Genomic DNA, 22,368 nt, shown 5'->3' with positions numbered 1-22,368 from the left:
CATTACACCGTCCGACCTGCACCGGCGAGGGCGGCGAACTCTGTGATCCCGAGCATCTCCCCGCGTACTCGCGGGTCGATTCCTGCGGCGCTGAGCACCTCGTCGAGGCGTGCGCGGTCCGGCATCCAGCGGGCCAGCGCGGAGCGGATCGTCTTACGGCGCTGCGAGAACGCGGCCTCGATCACGGCGAACACCTCCTCGCGGCTTGCCTCCGTCACGGGCGGTTCGCGGCGCTCGAACGCGACGAGCCCGGAGTCCACGTTCGGCGCCGGCCAGAAGACGTTCCGTCCGATCGGCCCAGCGCGCCGTACGTCGGCGTACCAGGCGGCCTTCGCGGACGGTACGCCGTACGTCCGCGAACCCGGTCCGGCCGCCAGGCGGTCCGCGACTTCGGACTGCACCATCACCAGGCCGTGCCGCAGCGAGTCCGAGACCCGGAGCAGGTGCAGCAGGACGGGGACGGCGACGTTGTACGGGAGGTTCGCCACGCAGGCGGTCGGCTCGCCGATCTCCGCGGGCGTCACGTCCATCGCGTCGGCCTCGACCACGGTCAGCCTGTCGGCCTGGTGCGGCGCGTACGACGCGACGGTCGACGGCAGCGCCTGCGCGAGCAGCGGGTCGATCTCGACCGCGGTGACCCGGTGCCCTTCCGCGAGCAGTGCGAGCGTCAGCGACCCGAGCCCCGGGCCGACCTCGAGAACCGTCTCGCCCTCCGTCAGGTCGGCGGCCCGCACGATCCGGCGCACCGTGTTCGGGTCGATGACGAAGTTCTGGCCGCGCTGCTTGGTCGGACGCACCCCGAGGGACGCGGCCAGCGAACGCACATCAGCCGGACCGAGCAGTCTCGGTCCGGCTGATGTGGATGAATCAGACGAGGTCACCTCGTCAGTCTTGCACTAGGCGCGCTTGCCGCAGACAGGCCATGCGCCGTAGCCGCCGCGGTCGGCCTTGACCTTCTCCGCGATCGCGATCTGCTGCGCCTTCGATGCACCGTTCGCGTTGTAGGCGTACGCCGTACCGCCGTAGGCAGCCCAGGTGCCGTGGTCGAACTGCAGACCGCCGTAGTACCCGTTGCCGCTGTCGATGGACCAGTTGCCGCCCGACTCGCACTCGGCGATCCGGTCCCACGCACCGACGTTGCTGCTCGCCGGCGTGTCGGTCTCGGTGGTCGTGGTGGTCGTGGTCGGCTCCGCCGGCTTCGGCTTGGTGCCGACCAGGACCTGCTCGTCGACCGCCTTGGCCACCAGCTTCGACCCGACCACCTTGGTGGTCGACAGCTTGCCGTCCAGGTAGGTGTACAGGTACGTGACGGTCTTGGAGCCGTCGGTGCCCTTGGTCGTGGTCTTCTTGGTGCCGACTTCCAGCGTCGCCGACTTGGTCTCGTCGGTGCCGTGCGCGACCGTCTCGGTCTTGGTGACGGTCTTCTGCAGGACCTGCACGAAACCGATCTTGTTCACGCCGAGCTTCAGCGGGGTCGCGGCGGCCGGGGTGATCCGGTCGTCGGAGTCCCAGCGCAGCTTCGCCTCGGTGAGGGCCTGACCGACGGTGCCGGCCAGCGACTTGATCGTCACGGTCTTGCCGAGGTGCACGATCTGCACGGTCTTCGGCGTCGTGATGGTCAACTCCAGGCCCTGGCGGCCGAGCGGCGCGCTACGGCTCGTGGAGAGCTGCGCCCCGTCGTACCGCAGACCCAGGTCGGCGAGCGCCTCGTTCACGCTGTCGGCGGTGGTCCAGTAGGCCTTCTTGGTGCCGTCGGCGTTCACCGTCAGCTGCCGGCCGTACTGCACGGCGATCTCCTGGCCGTCCTTCAGCTTCGAGTCCATGCCGGGCGCGACCACGTCGTGCTCACCGACCTGAACTTTCTCGGCCTTCAGGGCGTCTGCCACGGTGGAGCCGAAGGTGTGCACCTTCCGCACCTGGCCGTCGACGGAGACACTGACCGTCTTGCTCTTCGCGGCGTATGCCACGGAGCCACCCGCGACGGCGAACGCAGCCGTCGCACCGACGGCCACGATGATGGACTTACGCACTAAAGCTCCCAGGTAGGGCTACCCGGGCACGGGGTGGGACAGCACAGGCACCGATCGCGACGCCGGACTGGCTGCCCGGAGCTTCTGATCCCGCCGAGGGGTTGTGCTGCCCGGAATCTTCCCCGATCCCGGCCAACATCACGGGACCATAACGAAGAAGTCGCGGAAGCGCCAATCCCCTGGTCGGCGAGTCGGAAAAAGGTGTAACGGCGTACTCACACCGTGTGATTGCCCCACTGCCCCCGATGCACCACTTCGGCGGTCGTCCGGCGCCCCCGTTTCAGCGACGGCGAGCGCTTGTCCGGGGCCCGGTGACCGACCGACAACACCCCCACCAGATCGAACCCCTCGGGTACGCCGAACTCCTTGAGCAACCGGCCCACCTTGTCCGCGGGAGGCCCGAAAAAGCAGGCTCCCAGGCCTTCGTCGACGACCGTCTGCAACATCAGCAGGACTGCCATCCCGGTGTCGACGTACCAGTACGGCGCGGTCCAGCGACCCTCGTCCCGATCGGTCCAGCCCTTGTCCGGTTCGGTGTACCGATCGAGGTACGCGTCCTTGTGCGCGAAGGCCAGAATCAGCAACGGCGCCCGGCGCAGCCCTGTGATCCATTCAACATACTTGGGATCCGGATCCTCGGCCGAAATCCGCCAGTACCGCTCCCGCTCGTCCCCCTCCAACGTCAGGAACGCCCACCCCTGACTGAACCCACCCGAAGGCGCCCGCAACCCGTTCCCCAGAATCCGCTCCCGGACGTCGTCCGGCACCACACGATCCGGGTCGTAGTTCCGCACCATCCGCCGCCGCCGAACCACCTCACTGAACTCCATGAGAGGTGTCTACCAGCGGCATCACCCGACGTCGTCGCCGACCTCCAGGTGCCGCCAGAACTCGGGCTGCGGCTCTGCCGTCACACCGGCCTGCTCCATGATCTGCTGGATCTGCGGTCCGGAATGCTCGAAGAACGCCTGACAAGTCGCTTCGTCGGGCCATTCGTCGACGACGAGCACCTCGGTCCCGCTGCCGTAGAAGTGATGCGAGATCAGACCGCGACCGGTCGCGTCCGCCAGCACCCCCTGGAAAAGCGCGCCGTTGTCGGCGGCCAGCTTCTCGATCGCTGTCGGGTCCCCAGTCACCCTCATCGTCATCAGAACGCTCATTGCCTCTCCCCCTCGCAGCTCGGCCCGGAACCGGGCCGACGCCCTCAGACTGCGCTCGTCCGGCACCCCGCGCAACGGCCCGCGGAAACGTTGACGGTCGGCGTCCGGACCGTAACGAAGACAGTTTCGCCGCCAGGTAGGCCTCGGCGGCGACAGTTGCCTCGTCGTACCGGACCGTTACCAGGATCCTCCGAAGGCGCGATTCGCGTTGTCGTTCAGGGATGCGCAGAGTTCTGGGACGGAGATGTTGAGGACGTCGGCCATTTTGCGGACCGTGTGCGGGATGAGGTAGGACGCGTTCGGTTTGCCGCGGTACGGCGATGGCGTCAGGTACGGGGCGTCGGTTTCGACGAGGATGCGGTCGAGGGGGGTCACGGCCAGGGCGTCGCGGAGGGACTGGGCGTTCTTGAACGTTACGACGCCGGCGAAGCTCAGGTAGGCGCCGCGGTTCACGCATTCGCGGGCGAACTCGGTGTCGCCGGAGAAGCAGTGCATCACGACCCGGTCCGGCACGCCTTCGCGATCGAGGATGCGCAGGATGTCGTCGTGCGCGTCCCGGTCGTGGATCATCAGCGTCTTGTCCAGGCGCTTCGCCAGCTCGATGTGCGCGGCGAACGACTCGTGCTGCGCGGCCCGGCCGTCTTCACCGGTGCGGAAGTAGTCGAGCCCGGTCTCACCGATCACCCGGACCTTGTCCGAGCTCGCCGCGAGCTGCTCGATCTCGGCCAGCGCGCTCTCCAGCTCACCGGCCGCTTTCAGCTTCGGCGCCTCGTTCGGGTGCAGGGCGACGCCGGCGACCAGGTTCGGGTACTGCGTGGCAGCCTCGACAGCCCACACCGCGCCCGGCAGATCGCAACCCACCTGGACGATCCGGGTCACGCCGACCGACTTGGCCAGCCGGATCGCCTCGGCCGGGCTCAGCCAGTCCCCGTCCTCGCCGTCGGCGATATCAAGGTGGCAGTGCGCGTCGACCACACTCATCGGCAACGGATCAGGCACCGCCGGCCGGCTCCGGTCCCGCGACCGCCCGTCCTCCCCCACCGCAGCCCGCTCCCGAGTCGGCCGACCCACCTCCACACCATCAGACATGTCCCCCAGATTACTGAGTCACCGACCGCCTCACCGGCGCGAGGGGCGGTGGGGAGTGGGGACAGGCGCTGGTGACTGGGGACAGGCAACAGCAGGTGCCGACCCACCATTACCTGTCGCACGTCCCCGGATCGCGCTCCCCGATCTACCGGAACAACCTGCTATTCGGAGGATTCGGCGGACTGTTTGACCTTGGCCAGGAGTTGTTCCCACATCCCCTGGGAGTGCTTGGCCTCGTCCTCGCTCCCGTTGTTGTCTTGTTCTAGTTTCAGGTGGGTGTTGGCGGTCAGCGTGTAGGTGAGGGTGTGGTAGTTCTCCGGTACGTCGGGTTGGCCCGTGAGGGGGCTGAAGTGGGTGAACTTCAGTAACCGGCCGGGTTCTACGGCGAGGATTTCGCCTTTGTCCTGGTAGGGCTTGCCTTCCCATTCGCCGGTCCAGGTGATGGGACTGCCTACCTTCCAGTCGGTGTCTACCTCGGCGCCGAACCACAGCTGTTTCAGCTGCTCCGGACTCGTCAGTACGTTCCACACTCGTGCGGTCGGCGCGTCGATGTCGATCTCGGCTACTGCCACGATCCCAGTCATTGTGAAACTCCCTTCTGCCCCGACAGTACGGTTCCCCTCCGCCATGCGCTTGTAGAAAAGCGTCAGCCGGATCGTGCAGGAAGTCAGCATTCGAGGCCATGTCCTCCGGCGTAGGGCGGCCAGTACGTTGCAGCGAGGTCCCGCCCGACCGAACAGGAGCAGCCGATGTCCGTAAGAACCAGGATCAGCTCAGTTCTCGCCCTCCTCGGCCTGGTGGTTGGAACCACCGCGCTACCGGCCGAGGCCGCCGCACCGATCCCCGTGCAGATCCTCAGCCTGACCGACCTGCACGGCTACCTGTCCGAGACCGAGAACCTGACCATCGCCGGCCCGTCCGGAACCCAGCAGGTCGGCGGCGCCGGGTACCTGAAGGCCCACCTCGACCGGCTCCGGAAGCCGAACAGCTTCCTGATCGGCTCGGGTGACCAGTTCAGCGGCTGGCCCGACTACACGCAGGCGTTCGCGAACGAGCCGACCATCGAGGTGCTCAACGCGTTCGGGATGGACTTCGATGTCGCGGGCAACCACGAGTTCGACCGCGAGTTCCCGTTCCTGCGCCGGATGACCACCGGCGCCTGCTACGGCAAGCCCGGTTTCGACAGCTGCTTCAAGGACTCGACCGGCCGGAACTTCCACGGCACCGACTACGCGTACCACGCGGCGAACATCGTCGACCCGCGGACGAAGCGCCCGGTGCTCCCGCCGTACTGGATCGCGCAGGCCGGCTCGCAGCGGATCGGGTTCATCGGGCTCGGCTTCCCGGGGACGCCGACCGAGACGCTGTCGATCGAGGGGTCGGGGTTCGAGTTCCAGGGCGTCGTCGACGCCGCGAACCAGGCCGCGGCCGAGCTGAAGGCCCAAGGCGTTAACGCGATCGTGGTCAGCATGCACGAGGGCGGTCAGCAGGGCGGCCTGTACGACGAGTGCAAGAACCCGACCGGTCCGATCTTCGATGCCGCCCGGGCGATGTCCCCCGATATCGATGTGATCCTCGGCGGCCACTGGCACACCGCGTTCAACTGCATGATCCCGGATCCGAACGGCGTACCGCGGCCGGTCCTGGAAGCGAGCAATCACGGGCGCGTGCTCGGCGAGGTGAACCTGGAACTCGATCCGGCGACCGGTGACGTGATCCGCTCGAAGACCACTGCCACCAACCACGCGGTCACCAAGGACGTCACGCCGGACCCGGGAGTCCAGAAGATCGTGAAGTACTGGATGGACAAGTGGACCGCCCGGCAGCAGGAGCCGCTCATCAAGCTCGATCGTGACCTCGATTTCGCGCGGACCGCCGAGAGCCGCACCGGCAACCTGGTCGCGGACCTTTACAAGGCTGAAGCCGACGGCGACTTCGCGCTGGTACCGGCCGATCTCGGCGTCGACGTGATCGCCGCCGGGCTGGAAGCCGGCACGGTGACGTACGGCGAGGCGTGGCCGGTTGCCGGGATCTCGCCGATCACCACGCTGACGATGAAGGGCTCGACAGTCGAGGCTGTCCTGGAGCAGCAGTGGATCCCGCCGGCGTACGGCTGCAGCCGACTGTCCGCACTCGCGACCTCGGCCAACTTCCGCTACACCTACGACCTCGGCCGCCCGGTCGGCGACCGCGTCGATCCGGCCAAGGTCCTGATCAACGGCGAGTCTCTTCAACTCGACAGGACCTACCGGGTTACGACCAGCGCGGCGATGCCCTTGCACGGAACGCAGTACGGCTATCCGGGGTTCCAGCAGTACACGAACCTCGAAAGGGCGCCGCGGATGGGTCAGGAGGTCTTCCTCAACTACCTGCGGACCAACCCGTTGCTCAAGGCACCGAATCTCGGGCGGGTGACCGCGATCCCGGGTACGCCGCCACCGGCCGACGGACCGTTCGGCCCGCTGACCCTGCTTCCGCAGAACGAGATGACGGCGACCGCCACGAGCCAGGGATCGTCCGCGTACAGCGCATCCGCCGCGATCGACGGCAGCTGCACAACCATGTGGCACTCGAACTGGAGCCCACATGCCCCGCTCCCGCAGTACATCACTCTCGATCTCAAGACGCCACGTGCGATCGAAGCGCTCGTCTACACACCACGCCAGGACGCCGACGTACCGAACGGCCGCATCTCGTCGTACGACGTCCAGACGAGCACCGACGGCACTACGTTCACGTCGGTGACGAAGGGAACCTGGGACGGCACGGTCGACGCGAAGATCGCTCGCTTCCCCGCGGGTACGACGGCACGCTACGTGCGGCTCGTAGGACTGGCCGGCGGGGCGGACTACGCGGCGGCGACCGAGCTCAATATAGCTCTAGCTCCGGCTTCCTGACCGCGGCGCGATGGGCCGTCGGGGACATGCCGTACCGACGGCCGAACTGGCGGCTCAGGTAGTGCGGGGAGTCGAAGCCGACCGCGGCCGCGATCTGTGCGACGGACATGTCGGTGGCGCCGAGCAGTTCGGCCGCGCGCTGCAACCGGAGCGCGAGGACGACGTTCATGATCGAGTCACCGACCTGCTCCTTGAACAGGTGGGCGAGGCGGGACACCGAAACCTGCGCGAGCCCGGCCAATGACGTCAGGGTGTGCGGCCGGGCCGGGTCGGCGGTGATTGCCTCGAGCACCAGGTGTACGCGGGCGTCCAGGTGCTGCGTCTCCCGGCGCAGGCTCGCGACCGCGGTCAGCAGCACCTCTTCGATGCCGTTCATGGTCAGCTCGGTGGCAACACTCTTCTCGAGCAGGTGCAGCTCGGTGTCGCCGGTCGGGGACAGCCCGGCGCGTTGCGCGTCGCGATGCAGCCGATCGAATGCGGACACCACGCGGTCCGTCTCCGAGGACCTGGTCAACCGCACGTAGGACAGCCCGGGCATTGCCTGTGGCAACGACAACCAGGAGTGCCACTCGCGGCGCGGTTGGAAGTGCGCCCACCACGACTCCCAGTACGTCCCGACGGTCCCGTAGTCGTGCGGTGTCCCAGGACTCACCAGTACGACGTCCCCGTGGCGCAGCATCAGCTTGTTCTGGCCGATCATGTACCGCCCCGTGCCGGACGCGGTGTAGAGCAGGTACCAACTGCCCACACCGTCCGGCCGTACGACGCGATAGTCGCCGCCGCTGTGGAAGTGGCCGGTCACCAACTTGCTCGGCGGCGGGATCTCGCTGTACAGCTCGATGAGCACCTGGGTAGCAAGATCGTGCTCGAAGTCAGCAGGCTCCGTCATGGTGGATCTCCTCGTAGGCACCCCAAGATTAGCGGAACGTCAGCAAGATCCTGCACCCCAGGGAAACGAGGGATCCGTGCCTTTCAGCCCCGTCGCCGAGCTCGAGTACGACGCCTCCACGCTGGTCTTCGAGCACGGATGGCAGTCGTGGAGCCCGAGTGGCTGGTACCGGCTCGACGCGCGTCCACCGCGTCCGACGGCGCCGAATCATCACGTGATGGCGTACCGTCCGGGCGTCGACGCCGGCCGCTTCCAGGGCGAGGGCCTGCTCGCGGTCGCGACGGCCGGCGAGGTCACGGTCATCGCGGCGACGAGTCCCGACCAGGTCCCGTCGATCCGCGCGGACCTCCACGGCAACCGACTGGTGATCTCGGCCGATGGCGCCGTACAGCAAACAACCTCGACGCAGGCCAACGCCAATCAAGCACTCGCCGACTGGGCCGACGCCTTCGCGGCCGGTGCCCCGCCGGTCCGCGTGTTCGGACCGTCCTGGTGCAGCTGGTACGCGTACTGGGGCAAGGTCACCGAGCGCGACGTGATGACCGACGTACGCCAGTTCGACCAGCATGACCTGAGCGTCGATCTGGTCCTTCTCGACGAGGGGTACCAAGCCGCGATCGGCGACTGGCTGACACCGCGGGACGACTTCGGGTCGACTGTCACGCTCGCCGCCGACATCCGCTCGAGCGGTCGTCGCGCAGGCATCTGGGTCGCACCGTTCCTGGTCGCGAGCGGCAGCGAGACCGCGCGTCACCACCCGGAGTGGCTGGTCCCCGGGATCAGCGCCGGCACCAACTGGGGCCAGGAGCAACTGGTTCTCGACGTGACGCACCCGGGCGCCGCACACCACATCCAGGACGTCTTCACCGAGCTGTGCCGCCAGGGGTACGACCACTTCAAACTCGACTTCGTGTACGCCGGGGCGATCGACGGGCCGCGCCACGAGCAGGTCGACGGCGTCACGGCGTACCGGCACGGAATGCACCTGCTGCGCGAGGCCGTCGGACCCAACCGGATCCTGCACGGCTGCGGCGCTCCGATCCTCCCGAGCCTCGGACTCGTCGACTGCATGCGGATCTCGCCCGACACCGATCCGTTGGTCGACCCACCGTCGGGTGACATCAGCCAGCCCGGCCAGCGGGGCGCGCGGTCCACCTCGGTGGCGCGCGAGTTCCTGCACGGCCGGTGGTGGGCGAACGACTCCGACTGCCTGATCGTGCGGCCCGACGTCCAGGAGCGCGAGCACTGGGCGCAGCACATCGCGACGGGTCCAGGCCTCCGGATGTCGAGCGACCCGATCGGCGCCCTCGACCGGTGGGGACTCGATCGCACCCGCGAGCTGCTCGTCCCGAGCTCGCCGCGCCCGCACCCGCTGAAGGATCCCGATGCTTAGGCGAGCACCCCGGCGTACCCGCCGGATCGGAGGCGGACGGCAGGCGGCCGTCGCGTACGCGCTGCTGGCGCCGAGCCTGGTCGGCGTCCTCGGCTTCCTGCTCGCGCCGGTCGTGATCGTACTGGTGCTCAGCCTGTTCGACTGGAAGTTGCTCTCGACTCCCGAGTTCGTCGGGCTGGCCAACTACCAACGGTTGTTCACCGACTCCGACGTCTGGCACTCGCTGCTGGTCACCGTGTACTACGTGGTGATCTGTGTGCCCGGTACGACGATCCTCTCGCTGCTCCTGGCGCTCCTGGTCGACCGGAAACTGCGCGGAATGAAGTATTTCCGGGCGTTGCTCGTGATTCCGTGGATGGCGACGCCGGTCGCGCTCGGCCTGGTCTGGAGCTGGATCTTCGACCCTGGCCGGGGTGCCCTGAACCAGTTCCTGGGTGTGTTCGGGATCGACGGCCCGGCGTGGCTGTCGTCACCGGTGCTGGCGATGCCGAGCGTCGCGGCGGTCCACATCTGGCAGTTCGCCGGGTACAACATGCTGTTCTTCCTGGCCGGTCTCCAGAACATCCCGCGGTCGTTGCGCGAGGCCTCGTCGCTGGACGGCGCGTCCCCGGTCGCGCACTTCTTCACGATCACGCTGCCGCTCCTGCGGCCGACGATGCTGTTCGTGCTGATCACCAATGTGATCGGCTCCTTCCAGGCGTTCGACACGATCTTCGTGATGACCGAGGGCGGGCCCGGTGACAGCACCGAGGTGGCGACGTACCTGATCTACGACGAGGCGTTCCGCAAGTTCGACTTCGGCTACGCGTCCACGATCTCGGTGCTGCTGTTCGCGGTGGTGCTGATCGCGACGATCTCCCAGTTCGTCTACTTCGAACGCCGTACGACCTATGAGGTGTCCGGATGAGACTGCGCATCTTCACCTACGCCGTCCTGGTGGCCGGCTGCCTGTTCGCGATCTTCCCGTACTTCCTGACCGTGCTCACCGCCTTCAAGGGCCCCGGGCAACTGTCCGAGACGATGCCGTGGGAGCCAGGCCTGCCACCGAGTACGGCGGCGTTCGAGCGACTGTTCAACTCGGGTTTCGGCGGCTACCTGGTCAACACCGCGCTGGTCACGGCCGGGATCACGCTCGGTCAGGTGGTGTTCGCGATCTTGGCGGCGTACGCCTTCGCACGGCTCTCGTTCCCCGGCCGGGACGCGTTGTTCTGGGTGTACTTGTCGACACTGATGGTGCCGCCGGTGGTCACGATGATCCCGCTGTACCTCATGATGCAGAAGCTCGGCCTGGTCGACACCTGGGCCGGGCTGATGCTGCCGACGATGCTCGGTACGCCGTACGCGATCTTCCTGCTCCGCCAGTTCTTCCGCGGCATCCCCGCGGATCTCGAGGACGCGGCCCGGATCGACGGCGCCGGGCGGGTCCGGACGCTGCTGTCGATCGTGCTGCCGTTGTCGAAACCGATCCTGGTCACCGTCACCACCCTCGCCGTGGTGGCGAACTGGAACAGCTTCCTGTGGCCGCTGATCATCACCAGCAGCGAGGACAAGCGGCTGCTCTCGGTCGGGATCGCCTTGTTCAAGGGGGAAATCGGCGTCGACTACAACGCCGTGATGGCCGGCAGCCTGATCGCGCTGGCGCCGCTGCTCGTGCTGTTCATCGTCTTCCAGCGCTTCATCGTCCGCTCGGTCGCTGTTACCGGGCTCAAGTAGTACGGAGGCTCTCATGTCCTTGTCCAGGAGGACTTTTCTGATCGGCGCCGGCAGTGTGCTCGCGCTGGCCGGCTGCGGCTCGTCGGACAACAAGGCGAGCAGCGGCGGCAAGGTCGAACTCGTGTACCGCTTGTGGGACGAGCAGCAGGAGGTCGGCTACAAGGCGGTGTTCGCGGAGTTCACCAAGCAGAACCCGGACATCACCGTCCGGATGGAGGTCCTGCCGTGGGACCAGTACTGGACCAAGCTGACCACCGAACTCGCCAGCGGCAAGGCGCCGGACGTGTTCTGGCTGACCGTCGACTACTTCCCGGACTTCGCCAGCAAGGGCGTCCTCGCACCGCTCGACGACCTGATCTCGAAGGCCGGTCTGAAACTCGACTCGTACCACCCGAACGTGGTGCAGTCGTACAAGTTCGAGGACAAGCAGCTCGGAATGCCGAAGGACATGGGCATCGTCGGCCTGCTCTACAACAAGGACCTGGTCGCGAAGGCCGGGATCACGATGCCGGCCGAGCTCACCTGGGCGCCGGACGGCTCGGGCAGCTTCCTCGAGGTGGCGCGCAAGCTGACCGTCGGCAGCAAGCAGTGGGGTTTCTGCTCCTGGAACCACAGCCAGACCCAGTGGCTGAACTGGATCGCGTCGAACGGCGGCCACGCGATGGACAAGCCGTACGGCGCCTTCGACTTCGCGAGTCCGAAGTCGGTCGAGGCCCTGCAGTTCGCGCGCGATCTGGTGTTCAAGTGGAAGGTGTCTCCGGACGGCACCCGCACGAACCCGCCGACCGGGCAGGCGACCGAGATGTTCTACCGCGGCGAGGTCGCGATGTTCCCGGCGAACAACGCGCTGCTCCCGTTCGCGCTGCCCGAGGTGAAGTTCCCGATCGGGGTCGCCGCGATGCCGGCCGGCCCGGCCGGGCGGACGGTGGTGATCAACGGACTCTCCGAGGCGATGTTCGCGAAGACGAAGCACCCCGACGAGGCAGGCAAGCTCGTCGCCTTCCTCGGCTCGGAGCAGGCACAGAAGCTGATGGGCGACGCGGGCTACATCATCCCGGCGCTCAACAACGCGGGCGCCGGCTACCAGGCGTTCTGGAAGCAGAAGGGCATCGACGTCCAGCCGTTCCTCGACTCGGCCGCCGGCAGCACCGTCAACCTCCCGATCGCCGAAGGCTGGACCGCCAAGTCCCCCGAGATCAACAAGACCGTCAACGACCTGTACCTCGACAAGATCGCCGTCCCCGACATCGCAGCGGCCATGGACAAGATTGGCAATGACAAGTGAAAGAACTGACGGACTCGTACGACGACTTGAAGGACGCCGGCGTACTACGGTCTCGGCTCGCGAGCGATGGTTATCTGTTCTTCCGGGGGTTGCTGCCGCGTGATGTCGTGGCGGATGTTCACGAGCAGTTGGCGCGGATCCTCTACGACAGCGATTGGCTGGCGCGGGATGCTGATCCGCGGGAGTTGGTCGCGTCGGGGCGGGCCGTGGAGGAAGGATCGGCGGGGTTCTTCGGGGCCTACACGGCGATCCAGAGCACCGAGGCGTTTCATCAGCTGGCCGTGCGGCCGGAATTGCTGGAGCTCGCCGGCCGGTTGCTGGGTGAGGACGCGTTCGCGCATCCGGCGCATATCTGCCGGATCGCGCCGCCGTCGCCGGGAGCGAATCCGACCCCGATCCATCAGGACTACCGGTTCATCCAGGGGTCTGTCGACACGCTCACCACTTGGTTGCCGTTGAGTGCGGCGCCGCCGGAGATCGGTGGGTTGCGAGTGCTGGCCGGGTCGCCGCGGCTCGGCGTGCTGCCGGTGAAGGCGTCCGACGGGCCGGGCATGATGCGGGCCGAGGCCGACGAGAACCATCCGGAGTGGCGTACGACGTCGTACCAGCCTGGCGATGTGCTGCTGTTCGGGAGTCTGACCGTGCACGGCGCGATGCCGAACCGGACGAAGCAACTGCGATTGTCGGCCGACTTCCGGTACCAGGCGCTGAGCGCGCCGATGGCCCGCGACCTGCTCGGCACCGGGAAGCCGCATTACCACCCGGAAGTGCCGGACTTCGGAACCCTCACCCGCGGCTGGACCTCGACGGAGTGCGTCGAGGTCCCGGCCGGGGTGACCTTCGTGGACCGCTGGGATCCGCGCGTGGACGACGTACCGACCCCGCCGTCCCGCTTCGCGTACGGGTAAGCGCCGGACCTCCGCCACTCACCAACCGGCGGCGGCCGCGTGCGGCCACGCGTAGGCCGCTGTGGCAGGCCCACGCGGGCGCGGGTTGGTGAGTGCGGGGGGTCCGCCTACGGACGGAGGACGATCTTGCCGCGGGCGTGGCCGGACTCGCTCAGCTCTTGAGCCTTGGCCGCGTCCGCGAGCGCGAGCGTCTCGGCGATCCGGGTGACGAGCGTGCCGTCGGCGGCGGCCTGCAGCTGCGCATCCAGCCCCGCCCGGATCCGCTCGGGGTTCCCACCGCCCCCGGAGGTCTGGATGCCGAGCTCACCGGCCGCGGCGTAGTCCGCGATCGTGACGATCCGCTCGGTGCCGCCGCGCAGCTCGACCGACTCGTGCAGCCCGCCCTTCCCAGCACTGTCGAACACGGCGTCGACGCCCTGCGGGGCGGCGGCGCGAACGCGCTCGACGAGCCCGTCGCCGTACGCGACGGGCATCGCCCCGATCACCTGCAGGTACCCGTGGTTCACCGCCGACGCCGTACCGATGACGGTCAGGCCCGCCGCCTTGGCGAGCTGTACGGCGATCGCGCCGACCGCACCCGCGGCGCCGTGGATCAGGATCGTCTCGCCGGACTTCACCTCGAGCAGATCGAGCACCCGCTGCGCGGTCTCACCGGCCACCGGGATGCTGACCGCCTGCTCCCAGCTGACGCCGGCGGGCTTGCGCGTCACGGTGCCGGCGATCGCGTACTCGGCGTACGCACCACCCACCGCCCAGCCGACGACCTCGTCACCGACCGCGAACTCCGCGCCGTCACCGGCCTCGTCCACCACACCGGCGACCTCGAACCCAGGGATCAGCGGCAGCGCAGCGTTCGTCAGACCGCGGCGAACCTTGTAGTCGAACGGATTCACCCCCGCCGCGCGTACCTGGATCCGCACCTGCCCGGGCCCGGCCTGCGGCTCAGGAACGTCCCGCACCTCCAGCACCTCGGGACCGCCGAACTCCTCGAACACCACAGCCCGCATACCGCTGCCTCCGTCGTTTGATGATCTCTTCATTCGAAGGCCGGCGGCTGCTCGTGCATTCCCAGACGCGCTGCCCGAGAGTGAAGATAGCGCTGCTCCGGGGCGCTGACGGTCAGCTTGGCCGCGGTGAGGTAGGCCTGGCGCGCGTCCTCCAGGGAGCCCGACTGTTCCAGGAGGTGTGCGCGGACGGCGGCCAGGCGGTGGTGGTCGGCCAGCTTCGGGTCGGCGGCCAGGCTGTCGAGCAGCGCGAGGCCGGCTGCCGGTCCGCGGTGCATGGCGACGGCGACCGCCGAGTTCAGCCGGACCATCGGATCCGCGGACATCCGGACCAGGACGTCGTACAGCGCGACGATCTGCGCCCAGTCGGTGTCCTCGAACCGCTCCGCCTCGGCATGGACGGCGGCGACCGCGGCCTGCAGCTGGTACGGGCCGGGTCGTCGTCGCGGCAGCACCTCCTCGAGCAGCGCGACACCTTCGGCGATCAGGTCGCGATCCCAGCGGGTCCGGTCCTGTTCTGCCAGCGGGATCAGGTCGCCGGTCGGACCGGTGCGGGCGCGGCGGCGCGCGTGCGTCAGCAGCATCAGCGCCAGCAGGCCTCCGACCTCGGGCTCGGACGGGAGCTTCTCGCGCAGCATCCGGGTCAGGCGGATCGCCTCCGCGGCGAGCTCGACCCGCTGCAACGCCGTACCCGACGAGGCGGTGTAGCCCTCGTTGAAGATCAGGTACAGCACCTGCATCACGACGTCGAGCCGTTGGCGGCGCTCCTCCGGCTCCGGCAGCCGAAACCGTGCGCCGGACTGGCTGATCCGCTGCTTCGCGCGGCTGATTCGCTGGCCGACGGTGGCCTCCGGCACCAGCAGTGCTCGCGCGATCTCGGCCGTCGTCAGACCGCCGACGGCCCGCAAGGTCAGCGTCAGCTGGCTGGCCGGCTGCACATCCGGATGGCAGCACAGGAAGAGGATCACCAGGGTGTCGTCCTGGTCGGCAGTGCTGATGCTGTCGCTGCCGCCGTCGAGCAGACTCTGCGGCAGGCTGCGGGTCGCGTCCAGCTGCTCCCGCCGGCGCCTGGCCTGCTCGCTGCGCAGCATGTCGGTCATCCGGCGTACGGCGACCGTCGTCAACCAGGCGGCGGGATTCGGCGGTACGCCGTCCTCGGCCCAGCCGGTCACCGCCGCCAGCAACGCTTCCTGGACGGCGTCCTCGGCGAGATCGAACCGGCCGAACCGCCGCGTGACAGCGGCGAGGACCCGCGGCGCGAGCTCGCGCAGCAGGTCCTCGATGCGGAGGTCTCCGGGGAGCTCCTCGGCCGGCCCGGTCACATCTCCTGGCCGCCCTGCTCCATCACCGGCCGCAGCTCGACCCGGGTCTCCACCAGCGCCGAGAAGCGCGCCGCCAGCTCGACCGCCCGGTCGTGTGAGTCGACCTCGATGATGCCGAAACCGGCGAGCACCTCCTTCGCCTCGGCGTACGGACCGTCCGAGGCGACCGGGCGGCCGTCGACGATCTCGATCGTCATCGTGTGCGACGGATCGGCCAGGCCGAAACCGGTGACGAGCTCACCGTTGGCCGTGAGCTCGGCGTAGAACTCGCCCATCGCCTGGAAGTGGGCGTCCACCTGTTCCTGCGACCAGGTGGACTCCCGGCCGCCGAGCCCGAGGGTGTCCCAGGCCGACTCGTCCCCGAACGTCATGATCATGTACTTCACTGCCGAATCACCCCACCCGCGTCATGGTCGACTCGTACCCGCCGCCCGGCCACTCCCAGGCACCGGTGTTCACCGACTGGTCCGCGTTGAACTCCCCGACGAACCTGGCCGGCGAATCGGTGTCTCCGAACCAGATCGTCAACGTGTTGCCGGCCAGCTGGTAGGTGTACTCGAGGATCTTGCCGGTGTTCGAGAAGTAGTGGGACCGGAGTGTACCGGTTTCGGTGTCCAGGCCGATGTACTCGACGCCGCGGCTGGTCTCGCCGTCGCTGACCAACTCGATCCGCTGCACGACGAACGCGCCGTCCTCGAACCATTCGTAGCTGACGGTCCCGTGATGCCCGGGCCCCTCGACGGTCCAGGTCCCGATCAACGGTGCGAGACTGCGCAGGGCCTCGACAGGTGACTGCTCAGACATGGCGGCCTCCCCGGCTGTCCTGGTGCCGCCGGGAGTACGCGACCACCGCGGCCAGCACACCGAACACCAGCGGCACGGTCGGCGCGATGCCGAGAACCGCGACGTTGGTGACCACCGCGCCGGCCATCAGTGCGACCAGCCCCAGGGCCGCGGCCGCCGCCAGACGCGGGACCAGCAGCCCGATCGCGCCGGCGATCTCGAGGACGCCGACGAACACCCGCAGCCACTGACCGGCGCCGATGTCGTCGAACATCCGCACCATCTGCTCGGAGCCGGCGACCTTGCCGGCGCCACCGGCTCCGAACTGCACGGCCAGGGCCACGCGCACGGCCCAGACGGCGATCGTCCGGATCCGTGCGGCGGACCGGCCCACTCCAGGAACTACACGCTCACTCATCGTTCGCTCCGATCGATCAGGGTCACTTTCACCCCGTTATCGGAGCCACCACCGCGCCTTCGACAGCGCGGCCGAACTTTTTCTCAGCTTTCTTCGAGACGCGGGAACAGGGGCTCGCCCTTGGTCAGGGTCGCGCCGGCCGGGAGCTGGCCCCAGGTGCCGGCGTCCTGTACCCGCTGGTCGTTCAGGGCGCCGAGCTTCTCCTCCGCGCCGAGCAGCTCCCACAGCTTCGCGGACGTCTTCGGCATCGTCGGGTTGTGCAGTACGGCGACCGCGCGCAGGACCTCGGCGGCGGAGTACAGGATCGTCGCCAGGCGGTCCCGCTTCGTGTCGTCCTTCGCGACCTTCCACGGCTCCTGCTCGGTGACATACCCGTTCACCGCGCCGACCAGCTCGTTGATCGCGGCCAGGGCGTCCTGGAACGCGAGAGTGTCCAGGGCCTTGTCCGCAGTCGCGACGGTCTGCGCGAGCTTGTCCGCGAGCGCCTGCTCGGCCGGTCCGTGGTCGGTCGGCTCCGGCAGCGCGCCGTCGAAGTACTTGCCGACCATGGCCGCGATCCGGCTGGCCAGGTTGCCGAGGCCGTTGGCGAGCTCGGAGGTGTAGACCGCGCTCAGGTGCTCCCACGAGAACGAACCGTCCGACCCGAACTGGATCGTGCGCAGGAAGTAGTACCGGAAAGCGTCCGAGCCGAAGTGGTCGGTGATCTCGTGCGGCGCGATCGCGGTCAGCTTCGACTTGCTCATCTTCTCGCCGCCGACCAGCAGCCACCCATGGGCGAACACCTGGCGCGGTACGGCGACCTCGGCGGCCATCAGCATCGCCGGCCAGATCACCGCGTGGAACCGGAGGATGTCCTTGCCCACCAGGTGTACGTCGACCGGCCACAGCTCCTCGAACCGCTCCGGATCGGTGCCGTAGCCCGCAGCCGTCACGTAGTTCAGCAGGGCGTCGATCCACACGTACAGGACGTGGTCCTCGTCCCACGGGACCGGGATGCCCCAGTCGAACGTCGATCGCGTGATCGAGAGGTCCTGCAGACCCTGCTTCACGAACGCGATCACCTCGTTGCGGGCACTCGCGGGCGCAACGAAGTCCGGCTGCGACTCGTACAGCTCCAGGAGCTTGTCGCCGTACGCCGAGAGCCGGAAGAAGTAGTTGGTCTCGGAGACCGTCTCCAGTTCGGTGCCGTGGATGATGCACCGCTGCGTGCCGTCCTCGTCGGTCCGGATGTCCGCAGGGAGCTTGAACTCCTCACAGCCGACGCAGTACAGGCCCTCGTACTCGCCCTTGTAGACATCGCCCTTGTCGTAGAGCTTCTGCCAGAACTCGCGGACCCGCTCGGTGTGCCGCTGCTCGGTGGTCCGGATGAAGTCGTCGTATGCGATGTCGACGTCGACCCAGGCCGGCTTCCACGACTCCTCGACCAGCTTGTCCGTCCAGGCCTGCGGCGACATGCCCTGCGCCTCGGCGCTGCGCATCACCTTCTCGCCGTGCTCGTCGGTACCGGTCAGGTACCACTTGCGCTCGCCGCGCTGCGCGTGCCAGCGCGTCAGGACGTCCCCGGCCACCGTCGTGTAGGCGCTGCCGATGTGCGGCGGGGCCGTGACGTAGTAGATCGGGGTGGTGACGTAATAGGCCTTCTCGGACATGTAATTAAGGGTAGTGCCGGGCGCCAGTGTTATTTACCAGGGTCCCGAGCAGCGAGTACGGCGTCGTACACGGTCCGTTTCGGGACGTTGAAGCGCTTCGCGACGTCGGAGATCGCCTGTTTGCGCGGCGTACCTGCCTCCTCGTCCTTCGCCACCTCCCGGGCCAGGTCCTCCGGGGTCATGACCTTGTGCGGGTCCGCCCCGGCCACCACCACGGTGATCTCACCCCGGACGCCGTCCTTCGACCAGGTCACGAGGTCGTCGAGCGGGCCGCGTTTCACCTCTTCGTACGTCTTGGTGAGCTCCCGGCACACCGCCGTACGCCGGTCCGCGCCGAACGCCTCGGCCATCGCCTCCAGGGACTGCGTGAGCCGGTGCGGCGCCTCGAAGAACACCATGGTCCGCGGCTCGTCCTTGAGCTCGCCGAGCCGTCGCGCACGCTCCCCCGGCTTGCGCGGCAGGAACCCCTCGAACGTGAACCGGTCCACGGGCAGCCCGCTCAACGCGAGCGCCGTCAGCACCGCCGACGGTCCCGGTACCGCGGTCACATGGACGTCGGCCTCGATCGCCGCCGCCACCAGCCGGTACCCCGGGTCCGACACGCTCGGCATCCCCGCGTCCGTCACCACCACCACGGTCTGCCCGTCCAGCAGCGCCTGCAGCAACTCCGGCGTACGCTCCCGCTCGTTTCCCTCGAAGTAGCTGACCACCCGCCCGCTCAGCTGAATCCCCAGCTCGGACGTCAACCGCCGCAACCGCCGCGTATCCTCCGCGGCCACCACATCCGCCCCCACCAACACCCGCCCCAACCGCGCCGAAGCATCCGACACGTCCCCAATAGGCGTCCCCGCCAACACCAGCCGCCCGCTCATCAGGTCATCATCCCAGCCGCTCGCACAGACGCGGGGAGGCGGTGGTACCGGGGCGTCCGTACGATGGCGGGCGTGGCTGCTGTGATCGAGGACGGGACGGTACGGCGGAGTGACGCCGGCGCGGAGCGGGAGACGCTCGGGCGGGACGCGCTCGGGAGACGGCTGCCGCCGCTCAAGGAGCGGTTGTACCCGGCGATGCCGCGGGACTTCGACGGCGGCTGGATCGCCACGCTGGTGATCACCGTGCTGGCCGGCGTACTGCGGTTCTGGCACCTCAGCAACCCGGTGAAGTTCGTCTTCGACGAGACGTACTACGCCAAGGATGCGTACAGCCTGCTCAAGTTCGGCTACGCACGGCAGTTCATCGACCAGCCGGAAGGCGCCGCGGACAAGGCGATCCTGGCCGGCAACCTGGACGTCTTCAAGGACACCCCGAGCCTGACCGTGCACCCCGAGGTCGGCAAGTGGATGATCGCCGCCGGCGAGCAGCTGTTCGGGATGACCCCGTTCGGCTGGCGGTTCATGCCGGCGCTGTTCGGCACGCTGACTGTGCTGCTGCTGATCCGGACGGTACGCCGGATGACCCGGTCGACCCTGATCGGCTGCATCGCGGGCCTGCTGCTCGCGGTCGACGGCCTGCACTTCGTGATGTCCAGGGTCGCGCTGCTCGACATCTTTCTGGCGTTCTGGCTGGTCGCGGCGGTCTCCTGCCTGGTCGCCGACCGCGATTGGACCCGCCGCCGGCACGCCGAGACCCTCGACAAGCCGGTCACCGACGGCGAGCGCCGTACGATCGGCCGCTGGCTGCTGATCCGGCCGTGGCGGATCGCCGCGGGTATCTGCTTCGGCCTCGCGCTCGGCACCAAGTGGTCGGCGGTCTGGGTGCTCGCCGCGTTCGGTGTGATGGCGTTCGCCTGGGACTTCGGGGCCCGGCGGGCGCTCGGCGTACGGTTCGCGTTCGTGAAGTCGGCCCTGGTCGACGGCATCCCGGCGTTCGTCAGCCTGGTGCTGGTCGCGGTCGTCACGTACGTCGCGACCTGGACCGGCTGGCTGCTGCACGACAACGCCTACGACCACAACTGGGCCGCGAGCAACCCGGCGCACGGCGTGATGAAGGTCGTGCCGGACGACTTCCGGTCGCTGCTGGCGTACCACAAGGAAGTGCTCGCCTTCCACACCGGCGACTACATCAAGCACGCCACCCATCCCTACGCGTCGAACCCGGCCGGCTGGCCGATCATCGCCCGCCCGATCGGTTTCGACGCGGTCAACGACATCAAGCCCGGTACGCCGGGCTGCAACGCACCGGCCGGGACCAACTGCCTGCAGGTGATCTCTGCCCTCGGTACGCCGCTGTTGTGGTGGGGAGGTGCGCTCGCGCTGATCGCGGCACTGGTGCTGTGGATAGGCACGCGTGACTGGCGGCTCGGCATACCGATCGTCGGGTTCGTGACGTGCTGGGTGCCGTGGTTCGCGTTCGACGACCGGCCGATCTTCTTCTTCTACGCCGTCACGATGATCCCGTTCACGGTGATGGCGCTGGCGCTGATCCTCGGCAAGGTCCTCGGCCCGGCCCGGGAGGCGATGAGTACGGCGACCCCACGCCGGCTGATCGGCACCGCGGTGGTCGGCGCCTTCACGGTCCTCGTAGTGCTGAACTTCGCCTACATCTGGCCGATCCTGACCGACGAGGTCCTCCCCCCACCCGGCCTGGCTCAGCCGCATGTGGTTCAAGACCTGGATCTAGGGCGTGACGCGTAGTCGATCGAGTCGAACGGCCAGTGCGTCGTCAGCCAACTGCTCACGGCGTCGTACAGGACGATGTCCAGCTCGGCCCGGTCGCCACGTACCCAGGAGCGAACGTCGGTGATCCGCGCGTCCCGGCGGGCGGGATAGATGTACACGCACCCGATCACCTCGTCGCTCCCCGACTCGATCACCGTGTAGGTGAATCCACGGCGCCCGGCGAAATCATCGGCGTGACGTCGTAGATCGCCGAGGTTCGCCTCGAGGGACATCCCGTCGACCGGCGGCCAACTGCCCTGGAAGCCCGGCGTCGCACGGATGTGGTCGATGCTGCCGGTCCACGCGGCGTAGTCGGGGGCGTTGTGTTCAGGCCCGAGCGGTTCCAGCCGGAACCGAGGCGTGATCAGCTCGGTGGGCACGTCGAAGTCGGCTGGGACGAAGGACTGGTCGGCCATGGCCGAAGGTTATGAGCCCGGAGCGCCGTACCGCACCCGAATTGCTCAGTGCCCCAAGTGCCCGTGTCCCTTGGACTTCTTCTTGCCATGGCGTTTGGCCGAGGACTGGCCGCCGACGCCGCCGAACAGTGCCAGGCCCTTGACCACGACGACGGGTGCGTTCGGGTCGGGGTTGTCGCTGCCGCGGGCGCCGAAGCCGCCGAAGATGCCGACGCCCTCGTTGCGTACCGTCACGCCTTCCGGGACGGTGATGTCGATACCGCCGAACACCGCGAACGCCCAGATCGTCACCTCGCGGCCCTCGAAGACCGCGTTGGTCATGTCGAGGTCGTGCCCGCCGAACACCGCGAACGCGTTGGTACGGCGCTTCACCCGCCAGCGGCCGTTCCGCTCGCCGCCGCCGAAGATCGCCACCATCGTGTCGAAGCTCTGCTCCGGGTCGGCCGGCTCCTCGATCGGCACCAGGCTGGTGGACGCGGCCGCGGCGGGTTGCGCCGCGGGGGTCGGCTGACCGGGTACGACGAGGTCGCGGGTGATCGGTTCGAGCTCGCCGAGGGTCTTCGCCTCCAGCGTCTGCTCGAGGCGCTCGGCGTGCTCCTCCTGCGTCAACCGGCCCGACATCAGGGCCTCCCGCAGTACGTCGACCACCTGATCACGATCAATGTCGGACGCCCGCAGATGCGCGTGCGGGTGCGGGCGGTCGGGCAGGTTCTCCATGAAACGGAACGATATATCGCAATCGGCTCGCTGAGGAC

At 68.2% G+C, this 22,368-nt stretch carries 22 protein-coding genes and 1 pseudogene; 7 read left to right on the top strand and 16 right to left on the bottom strand.

The window, feature by feature from the left end; genetic code table 11:
* Positions 1-2: 2 nt before the first annotated feature.
* The 6 genes from rsmA to EV647_RS23605 all read right to left on the bottom strand — a co-directional run bounded on the left by rsmA (position 3) and on the right by EV647_RS23605 (position 4,863).
* On the bottom strand, positions 3-881 hold the full coding sequence (gene rsmA / locus EV647_RS23630) for a 16S rRNA (adenine(1518)-N(6)/adenine(1519)-N(6))-dimethyltransferase RsmA (RefSeq protein WP_134006388.1): 879 nt from the start codon (positions 879-881) through the stop codon (positions 3-5).
* Positions 882-896: 15 nt separating this feature from the next.
* The gene (locus EV647_RS43115) at positions 897-2,030 is read right to left on the bottom strand and encodes a resuscitation-promoting factor (protein ID WP_134006386.1); all 1,134 of its coding nucleotides are present in this window, start codon (positions 2,028-2,030) and stop codon (positions 897-899) included.
* A gap of 215 nt (positions 2,031-2,245) precedes the next feature.
* Positions 2,246-2,860 carry a nitroreductase family protein gene (locus EV647_RS23620; protein WP_134006384.1) on the bottom strand — a complete coding sequence of 205 codons (615 nt, stop codon included), beginning with the start codon at positions 2,858-2,860 and terminating at the stop codon, positions 2,246-2,248.
* A 21-nt stretch (positions 2,861-2,881) separates the two neighbouring features.
* Positions 2,882-3,190 (bottom strand): hypothetical protein, encoded by a 309-nt coding sequence (locus tag EV647_RS23615; protein WP_134006382.1) that lies wholly within the window; start codon positions 3,188-3,190, stop codon positions 2,882-2,884.
* A gap of 177 nt (positions 3,191-3,367) precedes the next feature.
* Positions 3,368-4,279 (bottom strand): TatD family hydrolase, encoded by a 912-nt coding sequence (locus EV647_RS23610; RefSeq protein ID WP_134006381.1) that lies wholly within the window; start codon positions 4,277-4,279, stop codon positions 3,368-3,370.
* A gap of 161 nt (positions 4,280-4,440) precedes the next feature.
* Positions 4,441-4,863, bottom strand: a complete 423-nt coding sequence (locus EV647_RS23605; RefSeq protein ID WP_134006380.1) for an SRPBCC domain-containing protein — start codon at positions 4,861-4,863, stop codon at positions 4,441-4,443.
* 165 nt (positions 4,864-5,028) lie between these two features.
* Between EV647_RS23605 and EV647_RS23600 the strand changes: the two genes are divergently transcribed.
* Positions 5,029-7,176, top strand: a complete 2,148-nt coding sequence (locus EV647_RS23600) for a discoidin domain-containing protein (RefSeq protein ID WP_134006379.1) — start codon at positions 5,029-5,031, stop codon at positions 7,174-7,176.
* Here the strand turns inward: EV647_RS23600 and EV647_RS23595 are convergent.
* Positions 7,148-8,065, bottom strand: a complete 918-nt coding sequence (locus EV647_RS23595; protein WP_134006378.1) for a helix-turn-helix domain-containing protein — start codon at positions 8,063-8,065, stop codon at positions 7,148-7,150. The genes EV647_RS23600 and EV647_RS23595 overlap by 29 nt on opposite strands.
* Positions 8,066-8,141: 76 nt before the next feature.
* On the opposite strand from EV647_RS23595, the gene EV647_RS23590 reads away from it, so the two are divergent.
* Genes EV647_RS23590 through EV647_RS23570 form a run of 5 tightly spaced genes read left to right on the top strand, consistent with a single transcriptional unit; the run spans position 8,142 to position 13,364 of the window.
* Entirely contained in the window at positions 8,142-9,458 is a 1,317-nt protein-coding gene (locus EV647_RS23590) for a glycoside hydrolase family 36 protein (RefSeq protein WP_202876296.1), read from the top strand.
* Entirely contained in the window at positions 9,451-10,365 is a 915-nt protein-coding gene (locus EV647_RS23585; RefSeq protein WP_238175587.1) for a carbohydrate ABC transporter permease, read from the top strand. The genes EV647_RS23590 and EV647_RS23585 overlap by 8 nt, the downstream gene beginning before the upstream one ends.
* Positions 10,362-11,171 carry a carbohydrate ABC transporter permease gene (locus EV647_RS23580; RefSeq protein WP_134006376.1) on the top strand — a complete coding sequence of 270 codons (810 nt, stop codon included), beginning with the start codon at positions 10,362-10,364 and terminating at the stop codon, positions 11,169-11,171. Before EV647_RS23585 ends, EV647_RS23580 begins: the two co-directional genes overlap by 4 nt.
* Positions 11,172-11,184: 13 nt before the next feature.
* Entirely contained in the window at positions 11,185-12,456 is a 1,272-nt protein-coding gene (locus EV647_RS23575) for a sugar ABC transporter substrate-binding protein (protein ID WP_134006375.1), read from the top strand.
* Positions 12,453-13,364: a phytanoyl-CoA dioxygenase family protein gene (locus EV647_RS23570; protein WP_134006374.1), complete on the top strand. Its 912-nt coding sequence runs from the start codon at positions 12,453-12,455 to the stop codon at positions 13,362-13,364. The genes EV647_RS23575 and EV647_RS23570 overlap by 4 nt, the downstream gene beginning before the upstream one ends.
* Positions 13,365-13,471: 107 nt before the next feature.
* Here the strand turns inward: EV647_RS23570 and EV647_RS23565 are convergent, their stop codons facing one another.
* From EV647_RS23565 to rsmI, 7 genes are all read right to left on the bottom strand, one after another.
* Positions 13,472-14,371: an NADP-dependent oxidoreductase gene (locus tag EV647_RS23565; protein ID WP_134006373.1), complete on the bottom strand. Its 900-nt coding sequence runs from the start codon at positions 14,369-14,371 to the stop codon at positions 13,472-13,474.
* A 29-nt stretch (positions 14,372-14,400) separates the two neighbouring features.
* The gene (locus EV647_RS23560) at positions 14,401-15,690 is read right to left on the bottom strand and encodes an RNA polymerase sigma factor (RefSeq protein ID WP_202876295.1); all 1,290 of its coding nucleotides are present in this window, start codon (positions 15,688-15,690) and stop codon (positions 14,401-14,403) included.
* Positions 15,687-16,067, bottom strand: a complete 381-nt coding sequence (locus EV647_RS23555) for a YciI family protein (protein WP_238177406.1) — start codon at positions 16,065-16,067, stop codon at positions 15,687-15,689. The genes EV647_RS23560 and EV647_RS23555 overlap by 4 nt, the downstream gene beginning before the upstream one ends.
* Positions 16,068-16,083: 16 nt before the next feature.
* On the bottom strand, positions 16,084-16,494 hold the full coding sequence (locus EV647_RS23550) for a hypothetical protein (protein ID WP_134006371.1): 411 nt from the start codon (positions 16,492-16,494) through the stop codon (positions 16,084-16,086).
* Positions 16,487-16,891, bottom strand: coding sequence for a DoxX family protein (locus EV647_RS23545; RefSeq protein ID WP_134006370.1), 405 nt, complete (start codon positions 16,889-16,891; stop codon positions 16,487-16,489). The genes EV647_RS23550 and EV647_RS23545 overlap by 8 nt, the downstream gene beginning before the upstream one ends.
* Before the next feature lie 83 nt (positions 16,892-16,974).
* A complete protein-coding gene (metG, locus tag EV647_RS23540) occupies positions 16,975-18,540 on the bottom strand; it encodes a methionine--tRNA ligase (protein WP_134006369.1) in 1,566 nt (521 codons plus the stop codon).
* 29 nt (positions 18,541-18,569) lie between these two features.
* Positions 18,570-19,412 (bottom strand): 16S rRNA (cytidine(1402)-2'-O)-methyltransferase, encoded by an 843-nt coding sequence (gene rsmI / locus EV647_RS23535; protein WP_134006368.1) that lies wholly within the window; start codon positions 19,410-19,412, stop codon positions 18,570-18,572.
* A gap of 195 nt (positions 19,413-19,607) precedes the next feature.
* Between rsmI and EV647_RS23530 the strand changes: the two are divergent.
* Positions 19,608-21,159, top strand: a pseudogene (locus tag EV647_RS23530) (dolichyl-phosphate-mannose--protein mannosyltransferase).
* On the opposite strand, the gene EV647_RS23525 reads toward EV647_RS23530, so the two are convergent.
* Both EV647_RS23525 and EV647_RS23520 read right to left on the bottom strand, forming a co-directional pair.
* The gene (locus EV647_RS23525; RefSeq protein WP_134006367.1) at positions 21,143-21,613 is read right to left on the bottom strand and encodes a GNAT family N-acetyltransferase; all 471 of its coding nucleotides are present in this window, start codon (positions 21,611-21,613) and stop codon (positions 21,143-21,145) included. The pseudogene EV647_RS23530 and the gene EV647_RS23525 sit on opposite strands and share 17 nt — an antisense overlap.
* Before the next feature lie 45 nt (positions 21,614-21,658).
* On the bottom strand, positions 21,659-22,330 hold the full coding sequence (locus tag EV647_RS23520; protein WP_134006365.1) for a DUF1707 domain-containing protein: 672 nt from the start codon (positions 22,328-22,330) through the stop codon (positions 21,659-21,661).
* Positions 22,331-22,368: the final 38 nt, after the last annotated feature.

It is taken from the genome of Kribbella sp. VKM Ac-2566, from assembly GCF_004366005.1.
Taxonomy (GTDB): Bacteria; Actinomycetota; Actinomycetes; order Propionibacteriales; family Kribbellaceae; genus Kribbella; species Kribbella pratensis.
The sequence above is the reverse complement of the archived record's forward strand: the minus strand, read 5'-3'. Positions and strand labels throughout refer to the sequence as shown.